The organism is Litchfieldella anticariensis FP35 = DSM 16096 (assembly GCF_000409775.1).
Classification (GTDB): Bacteria; Pseudomonadota; Gammaproteobacteria; order Pseudomonadales; family Halomonadaceae; genus Litchfieldella; species Litchfieldella anticariensis.
In genome coordinates, this window is the sequence record NZ_KE332388.1 from 373,472 (window position 1) to 386,789 (window position 13,318).

Below are 13,318 nucleotides of genomic sequence, written 5' to 3' on the forward strand. Positions count from 1 at the left end.
TCGCCGGTGGCGACACCGCCTCAGCGCTTGCCGCCGGCTGCCCGGTGGTGGTCAAGGGCCATTCCGCCCATCCCGGCACGTCCGAGCTGGTCGGCCGTGCCATTCAGCGCGCTGTGGCCAAGTGCGAGTTGCCGGAAGGGGTGTTCTCGCTATTGTTCGGCTCGGGCAACGAGATCGGCCAGGCGCTGGTCGCCGACCCGCGCATCCAGGCGGTGGGCTTCACCGGCTCACGGCGCGGCGGCACCGCATTGATGCAGACGGCACAAAGCCGCCCGCAGCCGATCCCGGTCTACGCCGAGATGAGCTCGATCAACCCGGTGTTCCTGCTGCCGGAAGCGCTCAAGGCCCATGGCCAGGCCCTCGCCGAGGGTTTCGTCGCCTCGTTGACCATGGGGGCCGGGCAGTTTTGTACCAACCCGGGCCTGCTAATCGGTCTCGCGGGACCGGAGCTCGAGGCGTTCGTCGATGCCGCCGGCGAAGCGGTCAAGGACAGCTCCGCCCAGACCATGCTTACGCCGGGTATCCACGCCGCCTACCAAGACGGTGTTGGTATGCTGTCTGCCCATGACAAGGTGCGCCAGATCGCCCGCGGTCTGAGTGTCGACGGGCCGCACAAGTGCCGGGCCGCGCTGTTCGTCACCCGCGGTGCCGACTTCCTGGCCGACGAGGCGTTGCAGGCCGAGGTGTTCGGTGCCAGCGCGCTGGTGGTCGAATGCGCCGATAGCGAGGAGCTGCGACGCGTCGCCGACCAGTTGGAAGGTCAGCTCACCGCCACCCTGCAGATGGACGACGGCGACCAAGCCCTGGCCCGGCAACTGCTGCCCACACTCGAGCGCAAGGCCGGCCGGATCCTCGCCAACGGTTGGCCGACCGGGGTCGAGGTGTGTCACGCCATGGTCCACGGCGGGCCCTATCCGGCGACGTCGGATTCCCGCACCACCTCAGTGGGCAGTGCCGCCATCCAGCGTTTCCTGCGCCCGGTGTGCTACCAGAACCTGCCCGAGAGACTGCTACCCGAGGCGCTCAAGGACGGTAACCCACTGACTGTGAGCCGGCTGGTGGACGGAAAAAGAGAGAAGTAGGAAGTCGAAAAGAACTGGAACCTCTTGGGTGGTCTCATCGGACCGCCCTTTTTTGTATCTGCATGTGAGGCCAACGAGTTGGCAGAAAAAGGAATCTATACCATACTCAAATAAGATGTCAGCCTAGCATCCTGTCATACAGGTATACGATAATAACGGACAAGGAAATCCATGCGACTGCTGCACAAAACCGCTTTGATCACCGCCGCCGGTCAAGGCATTGGCCTTGCCACTGCGCTGCGTTTCGCCAGCGAAGGAGCCCAGGTCATTGCCACCGATGTCGATACCGAGAAACTCGAGAACCTGGCCACGACCCCTGGTATCGAAACGCACCGACTGGACGTCTTGGATGCCGAGGCCATCAGCTCGCTGGCAGCGAAACTGCCGGCACTGGATGTGCTGTTCAATTGTGCGGGCCTTGTGCATAGCGGTGCCTTGCTGGATTGCGACGAAGCCGATTGGGAGTTGTCCCTGTCACTCAACGTCACTGCGATGTACCGCATGATCCATGCCTTTTTGCCAGGCATGCTCGAGAAAGGCGGTGGCAGCATCGTCAACATGGCCTCGGTGGCCTCGAGCTTGAAGGGCGTGCCCAATCGCTTCGCCTATGGCACCACCAAGGCGGCGGTCATCGGCCTGACCAAATCGGTAGCAGCCGATTATGTCGGCCAAGGCATTCGCTGCAATGCCATCTGCCCTGGCACGGTGGAGTCGCCCTCGCTCATGGAGCGCATCCGCGCCCAGGCGCAACAGCAAGGGCGTGAGGAAAACGACGTCTACCGTGACTTCATTGCCCGACAGCCACTGGGGCGGCTGGGCAAGCCCGAAGAGATTGCTGCCTTGGCCACCTATCTGGCCTCGGATGAGTCGGCCTACACCACCGGCACCACCCAGATCATCGATGGCGGCTGGTTGACCTGACTTCTTGCATGAGTGGAATACAAAGGACCCAACGACAATGAAACTGCTTCGCTTTGGCCCCAGCGGCCACGAGAAACCCGGCATGCTGGACACAGATGGCGTGATTCGCGACCTCTCGGCCCATATCAACGATCTCGCCGGTATCCATCTTGGCCGTGACTATCTACATGAACTGTCCTTGCTCGATCCCACCAGGCTAGCCGCCGTGCCCGAGGACACACGTCTGGGCCCTTGTGTCGGACGGGTCGGCAAGTTCATCTGCATCGGCCTCAACTACTCCGATCATGCTGCAGAAACCGGGGCCGAGGTACCCGCCGAGCCGGTGGTGTTCAACAAGTGGACCAGTGCTATTTGCGGCCCCAACGACGATGTCATCATTCCGCGCGGTTCACAAAAAACCGACTGGGAAGTCGAGCTAGGCGTAGTGATCGGCAAGGGTGGTCGCTACATCGATGAAGCCGACGCCATGTCGCACGTCGCCGGTTTCTGCGTGGTCAATGACGTTTCCGAGCGCGAATACCAGCTCGAACGCTGCGGTAGCTGGGACAAAGGCAAGGGCTGCGACACCTTTGGCCCCCTTGGTCCATGGCTCGTCACCCCCGATGAGATTGCCGACCCACACGACCTGGCCATGTGGCTGGAGGTCGACGGCCACCGTTACCAGGACGGCAGCACCCGAACCATGGTCTACCAGGTGCCATTCCTGATCAGCTATCTCAGTCGTTTCATGAGCCTGCAACCCGGCGATGTCATCTCCACCGGCACCCCGCCCGGCGTCGGCATGGGGCAACAGCCGCCTGTCTACCTCAAGCCGGGACAACGCATGCGCCTGGGCATCGAAGGACTCGGCGAACAGCAGCAGTTAGTGGTGGCCGACGAGGAGCGCACGACATGAGCCGGACCATCGCCAGCGACACCTTTGCCCATTCCAGCCTGCGTGTACATGCCGCCGACAACGTACGCGTCGCGCTCAAGGACTTGCCTAAGGGTCATGAGGTCGAGGATGGTGGTCGCCAGATTCGCCTGGTCGAAGCCATTCGCCATAAGCATAAGTTCGCACTCGCGGACCTGGCCGAAGGCGAATCGGTGATCATGTATGGCGTCACCGTAGGACGTGCCACCCAGCCAATCGCCGCGGGGGCGGCCATCACCACCGAGAATGTCGAGCACTCCACTGACAGCCACCAACCGCAGGGACGGCGCGACCACTGGAATGCACCGGATGTCAGCTCTTTCCAGGGTGTGACCTTCGACGGCTATCATCGCCCCGATGGCCGAGTCGGAACGACCAATGTATGGCTGGTGGTGCCCTTGGTGTTTTGCGAAAACCGCAACATCGAAGTGCTGCGCCAGTGTGTGGCCGAAGCCCTGGGCGAAGACCCCTACCGCGACTACAAACGCATGGCACGGGAACTACTGCATGGCCAAGCGGCATTCGAGCAGGAGTCCACTCCCCCAGAGCAGCTGTTCCCCAACGTCGACGGTGTCCGCTTCCTGACCCATACCCTTGGCTGTGGCGGTACCGACAACGACGCCGAGGCACTCTGTCAATTACTGGCCGGTTATATCTGCCACCCCAATGTGGCCGGCGCTACCGTGCTCAGCCTGGGCTGCCAGAAGTCGCAGATCGGCATGCTCAAGGCCGCTGTGGCCGAACGCGACCCGCATGGGCTGCGTCCGGTGCACTATTTCGAACAGCAGGCGACCGGCAGTGAAGAGACATTGATTCGTGAAGCGCTGACTACCATTTTCGATGGCCTGGCTGAAGCCAACCGTGTCACGCGCACACCGGCCCCGCTCTCGGAACTGACTATCGGCGTCGAATGCGGTGGCTCCGATGGTTTCTCCGGGCTTTCGGCCAACCCCTTGGTCGGCGCTGTGATCGACCGGTTGGTGACGCTCGGCGGTAGCGGCATTTTGAGCGAGTTCCCCGAATTGTGCGGCGTTGAGCACGAGTTGCTGGCGCGCTGTCGCGACGAACAAGTCGCCGAGCGCTTTCGCCACCTGATGGATGCCTATCAGCGGCACGCCGCGTCAGTAGGTGCTCACTTCTCGATGAACCCATCACCTGGCAATATTCGCGACGGCCTGATCACCGATGCCATGAAGTCGGCCGGCGCTGCCAAGAAAGGCGGCGATAGCCCGGTAGTCGATGTGCTCGATTACACCGAACCCTCGGTACGCAAAGGGCTAAATCTACTATGTACGCCCGGCAACGATGTAGAGTCGACCACCGCCCTGGTGGGTTCCGGCGCCAACCTGGTGATGTTCACCACTGGACTCGGCACCCCCACCGGCAATCCCGTGGCGCCGGTGCTGAAGATCGCCAGCAATAGCGAGCTGGCCACACGCATGCCGGACGTGATCGACTTCGACGCCGGCCCGATCATCCGTGGAGAAGCGCGGATCGACAAGCTGGCCGACGAGTTGCTGAGACTATGCATCGATACCGCTTCCGGACGCTACCAGCCCAGGGCGGTGCGGCTGGCACAGTATGATTTCATTCCGTGGAAGCGCGGTGTCTCTCTGTGAAAATGGCTGAGCGCAATCATTCGGGACACTACTTTTGGCCTGCCTGATCATCGCTCAATCATTTTCAGGTCAAGTAAACTCATGGTGCACTATCCGTGAGACGCTGCTTGAGCTGCCGATACGTCCCATAGTGGCGGTCGAGGTGCCGCCTCATCGCTGCCTCGGCGGCATCAGGGTCGCGTGATTCGATAGCCTCGACGATCTCGGTATGCGCCTTCATGGCGGCCTGGTCCTCGCCTTCCCGCTGCAGGGCCTGGGCACGACGGTCGTCGAGCCATTCCGAGAGCGCGACGTGAATGGCATCAAAGATGGGATTATTGCCTATCGAGGCCAGTACACCGTGGAAGTCGTTGTCGGAGCGCTTGAAGCGCGCTTCGTCACCCAGCGCGCCGCGATTGTCTTCCAGCGCCTGACGCAGGTTGGCCAAGTCTTCCTGAGTGGCATGTTCCGCCGCATAACGCGCCAGCGATATCTCGAACATCGCCCGCGCTTCCTGGAAGTATTGCTGCCCTTCCGTCTTGGCCAACAATTGCTTCGTCACCCCGGAAAGCCTGGCCATGACCGCTTCGGCGGTCGGGCGGATGACCCTGGCCCGCGTTCCACTATTGATGGCGATCAAGCCAAGACGTTGCAAGTAGAACAAGGCCTCGCGCACCGCCGGCCGACCGACGCCGAACTGCTCCATCAACTCACGCTCGGAGGGCAGTTGATCGTCCTCGTGCAACCGCCCTTCGAGGATATCCGCCTCGAGCTGTTCGGCTACCTGTTCGGAAAGCGTCTTGCGCTCCACCTTGTATCTGGTCATGCGTTACGACTCCTGGCCATCTCGTCTCTACGCCCCTTGCCATCGGGTCGATATTGTCATGTTACTGCATTCGACCACCGTTCGGCTGCCATGACACGCTCAACGGAGCCAATTCCAGTTCCTTGGCAAGGCGTTCGTAGGCTGCCAGGTTGGCTGAATCCAGCGGAATACCCTCGGCATCACGATGCGCCTGACAACGCCATTCGCGATCGCCTGGCGCCAGAACCTCGTCGCCTTTCACGGCCGGCTGGCTTCGCAGATCGGTCAGGTACTCGTGCATCCTTGCTCGATACGTCTCCAGATCATTGAAAGCATCAGGCCGCATGACCAGGAAGAAGTGACCGACACCTCGCGGCGTCGACATGTCGGGCCCTACCATGGGCAGCAATCGGAAGCCGTTGAGCATCCCTGCCAACGTGGAACTCAGTACCTCGACGACGCCCGCCAGACCCGCTCCCTTGAAGCCGAACTGGGCACCGCCCAGCGGCAGCAACGAACTCACCTCACCAGGCTCCGTGCTGATATCGCCCGCGGCATTGGCCGCCACATCGGGTGGAAGTTCTCGACCGATAGCGGCGTACTGTCGGACGCGGTTCCAAGGGATCGAACTGGTTGCCATATCTAACAGATAGGGATTGCCGCCTTCCACCGGTGCGGCAAACGCGAAGGGGTTCGTGCCATGAAAAGCCCCCTGCCCCTGATGCAGGCGCACGAATGGATCGGAATTGCACACCGCCATCCCGATCAAGCCACGCCGTGCCGCTTCCAAGGGATAGCAACCCGCGGCTCCGAAGTGCGAGGAGTTGCCCACCGCCACGGCCCCCATACCGGTGTCATCGGCCATGGCGATGGCATGGGCAATCGCGGTATAGCCGGCCAAGTGACCAAAACCATCATTGGCATCCAGATAACCGGTGGCCGGCATCCGACGCGAGAACGTCATCCGTGGGCTCGGATTCACGCGCCCTCCTCTTACCGCCTGCACATAGTGCGGCAACAGGCGCAAGCCATGACTGTCGACTCCCATGCGCGACGCGGTCAACAAGGCACGCGACACTGCCTCGGTCGATGGCTCATCGGCACCGCAGCGCATCAGCACTCGGCGCATGAAGGCTTCCAGTTCCGAGGTGGTAACGCGCGCGATATCCTGGGTGTGACTCATGGAGGTTCCTCAACGATAAACCAGAGTGGGCAGCCACATGGAAATGGCGGGCACGAACGTCACCAACAACAAGGCGATGAACAGTGGTATCAGGAATGGCAGCGTCCCGCGCATGCACTTCTCAAAGGAGATGTTCGACACTCGCGATAGCACATAGAGCACCATGCCTACCGGCGGTGTCAGTAGGCCAATCATCAGATTCAACACCATGATCACGCCGAAGTGCACTGGGTCGACGCCCGCGGCGACGGCCACCGGCAACAAGACTGGCACCAGGATGGTGATCGCTGCGATGGTCTCCATGAAACAGCCGACCACGAGCAACACCAGATTGATCAGCAGCAGAATGACGATAGGGTTGTCCGAGAACGGCCCCAGCAACGTCACCACATGCTGGGTGACCTGATTGCTGGTGAGGATCCAGGCGAAGATCGAAGCACCAGCGACGATGAACAGAATGATCGCCGTGGTTTCGATGGTTTCCATGCTGACCCTTAGCAACCGCCGCCACGTCAGGGTGCGATACACCACCACCCCCAGGAACAGGGCATAGATGACAGCGGCAATGGCAGCTTCGGTCGGAGTGAAGGCTCCACTGATGATGCCACCGACGATGATCACCGGTGTCAGCAAGGACAGGAAGGCACGCTTGGCGGACTCGCGAAGGAAGCTCACCGAGAAGCGGGCATCGCGAGGATAACCACGGCGACGCGCAAGCAGCGTGATCATGACCATCAACACCGCCCCCATCAGCAGCCCAGGAATCAAGCCGGCAGCGAACAGTTGGCCCACTGACGCTCCCGCCATTACGCCATAGATGACCATCGGCAGGCTGGGAGGAATGATCGGCCCGATGGTGGACGATGCTGCCGTGATGCCGACGGAGAAGTCCTGATCGTAGCCGGCATCGCGCATGGCCTTGATCTCGATAGTACCCAAGCCTCCGGCATCGGCAACTGCCGCACCGGACATTCCCGAGAAGATGATGCTGGCTCCCACATTGACATGCCCCAGGCCTCCGCGCATCCAACCCATCAGGGCTTTGGCAAAGTCGAAGATACGGGTCGTGATGCCGCCGTTGTTCATCAAGTTGCCGGCCAGAATGAAGAAGGGTATGGCCAACAACGGAAAGCTATCGACACCGTTGACCATGCGATGCACCACGACCACATCCGGCACCTGCCCAGTGAGATAGACATACATCAGGCAGGAGCCCGCCAGGCCAATGGCGATCGGGACTCCCATCACCAGCATGGTGAACAGACTGGCGAAGAGGAAGGAGAGATAAAATCCTTGTAGTGCCAAAAAGATACACAACAATACGGCGAGTATGACGACGATCGGGGGGACCAAGAGGCCACGCCGCTTGGCAAATGAAGTGGCAGGGGCTGACATGGAGGTTCTCCTGGACGTTCTTGTCATCGGTCATCTTCGGTGAAGATCAGCTCGCTCGTTCCCTCTCGCCAATGACGAATGGCCACCTGAATGGAGCGCACTAGCATCAGCACAAAGCCTGCCAGCACGATGTAATAGATGACGCTCTTGGGGATATCCACCGACACCATCATGGCGGTGGTTCTATCGGCCAGCTTATAGGTGATCCAGACACCGATGCTCAAGAAGAGGATTCTCGACAGATCGACGGTCGTCGACATGGCCAACCCAACGTTTCCCGGCATGTAGCGATAGAAGAACTCGACCGCGATGTGTGAGTTTTTCCTGACCGCCATGGCGCTTCCCAGAAAACCGACCGAAATCAGGAAATAGCGCGCCATTTCCTCGGTCCAGGCGATGGAATCCCCCATCACATAGCGGCTGAAAAACTGCAGAAACACCACCACCAGCAGGATCCAGAACAGAACCAGGGTCACATAGTCCTCCAGACCCTGGTCCCTGAAGTCGAACTTATCTTCTTCCTCGGCCTCGATCCAGTGGGTTTCATGATCCGGAGGCAAGCGTTCGTTGGACATGGGCAAGATTCCTCATTACCACACCCCGCCACGTCAGTGACGAGGTGTAGTGAACGTTGAGCGGAAGGCGGGGTTACTGGCCGAGAGCCTGCAACCGGTCGTAGGTCTCCTGCTCCCAAGTGGCAGCCTCACCGTTATGCTGCGGCATCACTGCCTCGCGGAACGGTTCGGTCTCCACCTCGTTCACCGTGGTGCCCTGTTCCTCGAACCAGGAGACGAGTTCTTCCTCCTGCTGCCGAATGTCCTCGGTGATATGTTCACCCGCCTCGGTATATACATTGCGGAAAATTTGTCGATCTTCTTCCGAGAGGCGGTTCCACAGTGGTCCCCCGGCAATGGTGATCAGGGAGTCGGTGATGTGGCCGGTCAGGTTGATGTAGTCCTGAACCTCATAGAAGGCCTTGGCCCGAATAGTCGGCAGCGGATTTTCCTGAGCATCCACCACGCCTTGTTGCAGGGCCAGATAGACTTCGGCAAAAGCGATGGGAGTCGGGTTGGCACCTACGGCTTCCGGGAACATCATGTACATAGGAGCATTGGGTACGCGAATCTTCAGCCCCTGCATGTCCTCGGGCTTGTTTATCGGCTTGTTGGACGTGGTATGCCGGCGGCCATAATAGTTCATGGCCAGTGGCACATTACCTGTGGCCTCCTCATAGCCTTGAGCGATCTCCTGGAAGAGTTCGCTGTCGGCATACGTTTGCCAATGGTCGAAATCGCGGAACATATAGGGCGCCCCGGCAATCCCGATAGGCCCATAGGAGCGACCGGCGAACTGGTTGCCGGTATAGATCAAATCCACGGTCCCTAGGCTGAGCCCTTCATTGATATCGGCCTCCTTGCCCAAGGAAGACGCAGGATGGACCTTGATCTGGTAACGACCATCGGTACGTTTTTCGATTTCATCGGCCGCCCACAACGCCCACTCATGATAAGGCTCCGTCGTTTCATAAACATGTGCGAAGTTGAGTGTTTCGGCACCATTGGCAATTCCGGCGACTCCCACGCCCGCCGCTAATAGTGTGGTCGATATCCAACGGCGCCACTGGCGATTGCTCGTGTTGACCATCTTGTTGTTCTCCATTGCATGAAAACGGTGTGCTGGCGATTTTCGAACACCGATACTGATGGCTTAACTGTATACGTGTCATACCATCATAAGGAAAGCTAGTCGCTCACCTCGCTCACTGCAACCCGACTTGGGGCGTGACTGGCCAGTGAGCCTCATTGACGTTCTATTGCCTTGGCAATAGTGTTGACAGCATACCTATCATACAGACCTACAAGCATAGGCGATTCATGAACCGGAGACACAATGACGACGACAACCCCAATGGATCTCTTACCACACGACCTAGATCAAGCCTTGCTGGTCGGGCGTGTCTGGCGCTCTTCTCCTCACCAAGGACCGGCCCTGGTCGTGATTCGCCAAGGTGAGGTCCTGGATATTTCCGCGAGCTGCAACTGCATGGCGGACCTGCTGGATCGAGACGATGCCGCGTCATTCTCCGCTTCGGTCTCAGGGGAATCATTGGGCTCGGTCGAGACCTTGCTCGACAACTCTCTGACCGACCCACAGCGAGGGCCCTATTTGCTTGCCCCTTGCGATGTCCAGGCCATCAAAGCCTGCGGGGTGACTTTCGCCGTCAGCCTGCTGGAACGCGTGATCGAGGAGCAGGCCGGTGGCGATCCAGGCCGTGCCGGTGAGCTGAGGGCGGAATTGAACGAGGTGATTGGCCAGGACTTGTCGCGTATCGCACCTGGCTCCACTGATGCCATGGCGCTCAAGCGAGCCTTGCAGGAGCGCGGTGCCTGGTCGCAATACATGGAGGTTGGCCTGGGCCCCGATGCTGAAGTCTTCACCAAAGCCCAGCCACTGTCCGCGGTCGGGTTCGGCGCTGCCGTTGGCCTGCACCCGGCCTCGCAGTGGAACAACCCCGAGCCAGAGATCGTATTGGCGGTGGATGCCTACGGGCACGCCAAGGGGGCAACGCTCGGCAACGACGTCAATCTGCGCGACATCGAGGGTCGTAGCGCTCTGCTACTGGGCAAGGCCAAGGACAACAACGCCTCTTGTGCCATCGGCCCCTTCATTCGCCTGTTCGACGAGCGTTTCACACTGGATGCGATACGCGAGGCTCAAGTCTCGATGCATATCGAAGGTGCGGATGATGGTTTCGTGCTCGATGGTACCAGTGACATGCGCGAAATCAGCCGCGATCCCCTCGATCTCGTTGAACAGACCATCGGCGCACACCATCAGTATCCCGATGGATTCATGCTGTTCCTCGGCACCATGTTCTCACCGATCGAAGATCGTGACGGGCGGGGACAGGGCTTCACCCATCACCTGGGCGATACGGTCACCATCACCACCCCAACGCTGGGCACACTGATCAATCGTGTCGACCGCTCCGACCGTCTACCGCCCTGGACCTTCGGCATTCGCCAGTGGCAAGCCCATCTGTCTCGCCGCCAAGGGGCTTGATTCACTCGACCGCGTCTCTGGGAGGACGTCGCATGACCACCATTACACGGCTCGATGTCCAGGACATCCGCTTTCCCACCTCGCAATCGCTGGATGGCTCGGATGCCATGAACACCGCCCCCGATTACTCCGCTACCTACGTGACCCTGCATACCGACGACAGGCATGAAGGCCACGGCCTGACCTTCACCATCGGGCGAGGTAACGAGATCTGCGTTGCCGCGGTGAAATCGCTGGCTTATCTAGTCAAGGGCCGTCGTCTCGCCTCGATCACCAGTGATATGGGAGCCTTCTGGCGTGAGATCACCGGCGATAGCCAACTGCGCTGGCTTGGTCCGGACAAGGGGGTCATCCACCTGGCCACCGCAGCCATCGTCAATGCGGTGTGGGACCTGTGGGCCAAGACCGCAGGCAAGCCGGTATGGAAGCTACTGGTCGACATGTCGCCCGAAGAATTGGTGCGCTGTCTCGATTTTCGCTTCGTCAGCGATGCACTGACCCCGGAAGAGGCCCTGGCCTTGCTGAGACGCCGAGAGGAAGGCAAAGCCGAGCGCGAACGCGAGATGTATCAGCGGGGCTATCCCGCCTATACCACTTCGGCCGGCTGGCTAGGGTATTCAGACGACAAGGTGAGACATCTGGCGCGAGAAGCCCTTGCTGAAGGCTGGACTCACTTCAAGCAGAAAGTCGGTGGTGACCTGGAAGAGGATTGCCGGCGTGCGCGTATCCTGCGCGAGGAAATCGGCTGGGAACGCCCTCTGATGATGGACGCCAACCAGATGTGGGACGTCGATGAGGCCATTACCAAGATGCGCCGACTGGCGGAATTCGACCCGCTGTGGATCGAGGAACCCACCAGCCCTGACGACATCCTCGGTCATGCCGAAATTCGCCGTCGCCTGGCCCCGATCGGTGTCGCCACCGGCGAGCACTGCCATAACAAGGTCATGTTCAAGCAACTACTGCAGGCCGGCGCCCTGGATTACTGCCAAGTCGATGCTGCCCGCCTGGGCGGACTCAACGAGGTGATCCTGGTGGTACTACTGGCCGCCAAGTACGGTGTGCCGGTCTGTCCCCATGCGGGCGGCGTTGGCCTGTGCGAATACGTGCAACACGTCTCGCTGTTCGACTACATTGCCGTTTCCGCCTCACTGGAAGGACGGGTACTCGAATACGTCGATCACCTTCACGAACACTTCGTCGACCCCGTGGTCATTCAGGGTGGCCGTTATCAGGTACCTCGGGCTCCAGGCTATAGCATCACCATGCACGCCGAGTCCCTGGCACACCATCGCTATCCCGACGGCGAAGCCTGGCAGCAAGAAGCTTGAAGCGCTAACCCACTATTCGTCTCTGGTGGCACCGAGCGGCTTGTCCGACATCGTCATCTGGCTGCCCAACTCCACCGACATAGGCGATAACGGGACATCGTGCGAGTGGGCAGAACCGAGTGCCGCCTGTGGATCCGGCGCTCCAGCTGCCACCTTGCGTCGCTGGCGATACAGATCCAGCGCACCGCTTCCGAACAGTGCAACCACGATCACCCCACCGCCGACGAAGGCCAACGGTGGCGGGATCTCTCCCAACCACCACCATACCAGCAAGGTGCCAATAAACGTTTCCAGCAGCATCACCAGGCTGACCTCGGCGCCCGGTAGATAACGCGGGCCAGTCTGAATCAGAAGGTAAGCACCAGGCAGGAATACCAGCGCCAACAAGGCCAGACGCTGCAGATCCTCCAATGGAGGTAAGGTCATGCCGCCCAAGGCAATGGCCGGCAACATCATCACCAGACAACCCAGCGGCAGAATCACGGTGGTATCCACCCCGCGCTGGGCACTGGCTACGGTGGTATTGACGGCGATCGCCAGCGGAACCGCCAACGCCACGACCAGACCCAACGGGCTGCCCGCACCGAGTTCACCGACTGCCATCAGGCTCGCCCCCAGTATGCACAAACCGATCACACACCAAGTCTGCAGCCGTAGCCGCTGTCCATAGACGAGCAGACCAATCAGGCCGGCAAGCAAGGGGGCCAGATTCTGGATTACCAACACGTTGCCAGCGGCGGTCAGCCGCGTGGCAGCGACGAATCCCCACGCACTGACGGCAAAAGCCAACGGGCACCACCAAGCGGCCTGGCCACAGGCACGTACCGCTTCTGGCAGACGCCTGCCATATCGCCATACGGCCACTAATGTCAGTACCATGAACAACAACAGTGCGCGCCAGAATACGAAAGTGGCGACGTCAACCTGGGTATCCTTGACGAATAGGGCATCCGGCGACAGCAGCATCACACCGGCACCGGTGATCAGGTAGCCGCGCACGCGCCACGACAACTGCTGCCACATACCG

The 13,318-nt window shown here is 60.3% G+C and carries 12 protein-coding genes; 6 read left to right on the plus strand and 6 right to left on the minus strand.

Annotated features, from left to right (window positions below):
* The 4 genes from L861_RS08710 to L861_RS08725 all read left to right on the plus strand — a co-directional run.
* Nucleotides 1–1,082 (plus strand): aldehyde dehydrogenase (NADP(+)) (locus tag L861_RS08710; RefSeq protein WP_016416693.1); only part of this gene is annotated, 1,082 nt, incomplete at its 5' end.
* A gap of 171 nt (nt 1,083–1,253) precedes the next feature.
* Nucleotides 1,254–2,003, plus strand: a complete 750-nt coding sequence (locus tag L861_RS08715; protein WP_016416694.1) for an SDR family oxidoreductase — start codon at nt 1,254–1,256, stop codon at nt 2,001–2,003.
* A 37-nt stretch (nt 2,004–2,040) separates the two neighbouring features.
* Nucleotides 2,041–2,898 carry a fumarylacetoacetate hydrolase family protein gene (locus L861_RS08720; protein WP_016416695.1) on the plus strand — a complete coding sequence of 286 codons (858 nt, stop codon included), beginning with the start codon at nt 2,041–2,043 and terminating at the stop codon, nt 2,896–2,898.
* Nucleotides 2,895–4,535 carry a UxaA family hydrolase gene (locus tag L861_RS08725; RefSeq protein ID WP_016416696.1) on the plus strand — a complete coding sequence of 547 codons (1,641 nt, stop codon included), beginning with the start codon at nt 2,895–2,897 and terminating at the stop codon, nt 4,533–4,535. Before L861_RS08720 ends, L861_RS08725 begins: the two co-directional genes overlap by 4 nt.
* A gap of 79 nt (nt 4,536–4,614) precedes the next feature.
* On the opposite strand, the gene nanR is transcribed toward L861_RS08725, so the two are convergent.
* The 5 genes from nanR to L861_RS08750 all read right to left on the minus strand — a co-directional run bounded on the left by nanR (nt 4,615) and on the right by L861_RS08750 (nt 9,541).
* Entirely contained in the window at nt 4,615–5,340 is a 726-nt protein-coding gene (gene nanR / locus L861_RS08730) for a transcriptional regulator NanR (protein WP_016416697.1), read from the minus strand.
* A gap of 61 nt (nt 5,341–5,401) precedes the next feature.
* On the minus strand, nt 5,402–6,502 hold the full coding sequence (locus L861_RS08735) for an Ldh family oxidoreductase (protein ID WP_016416698.1): 1,101 nt from the start codon (nt 6,500–6,502) through the stop codon (nt 5,402–5,404).
* Between the two features lie 9 nt (nt 6,503–6,511).
* Nucleotides 6,512–7,897 carry a TRAP transporter large permease gene (locus tag L861_RS08740; protein ID WP_016416699.1) on the minus strand — a complete coding sequence of 462 codons (1,386 nt, stop codon included), beginning with the start codon at nt 7,895–7,897 and terminating at the stop codon, nt 6,512–6,514.
* 23 nt (nt 7,898–7,920) lie between these two features.
* On the minus strand, nt 7,921–8,472 hold the full coding sequence (locus L861_RS08745) for a TRAP transporter small permease (protein ID WP_016416700.1): 552 nt from the start codon (nt 8,470–8,472) through the stop codon (nt 7,921–7,923).
* Between the two features lie 73 nt (nt 8,473–8,545).
* The gene (locus L861_RS08750; protein ID WP_016416701.1) at nt 8,546–9,541 is read right to left on the minus strand and encodes a sialic acid TRAP transporter substrate-binding protein SiaP; all 996 of its coding nucleotides are present in this window, start codon (nt 9,539–9,541) and stop codon (nt 8,546–8,548) included.
* A gap of 246 nt (nt 9,542–9,787) precedes the next feature.
* Between L861_RS08750 and L861_RS08755 the strand changes: the two genes are divergently transcribed.
* Together L861_RS08755 and L861_RS08760 are read left to right on the plus strand one after the other, a co-directional pair.
* On the plus strand, nt 9,788–10,960 hold the full coding sequence (locus L861_RS08755) for a fumarylacetoacetate hydrolase family protein (protein WP_027947509.1): 1,173 nt from the start codon (nt 9,788–9,790) through the stop codon (nt 10,958–10,960).
* A 32-nt stretch (nt 10,961–10,992) separates the two neighbouring features.
* Complete coding sequence (locus L861_RS08760; RefSeq protein ID WP_016416703.1) at nt 10,993–12,291, plus strand: L-fuconate dehydratase; 1,299 nt, start codon at nt 10,993–10,995, stop codon at nt 12,289–12,291.
* Nucleotides 12,292–12,303: 12 nt separating this feature from the next.
* Here the strand turns inward: L861_RS08760 and L861_RS08765 are convergent, their stop codons facing one another.
* On the minus strand, nt 12,304–13,314 hold the full coding sequence (locus L861_RS08765; protein WP_016416704.1) for a DMT family transporter: 1,011 nt from the start codon (nt 13,312–13,314) through the stop codon (nt 12,304–12,306).
* Between the last annotated feature and the right edge of the window lie 4 nt (nt 13,315–13,318).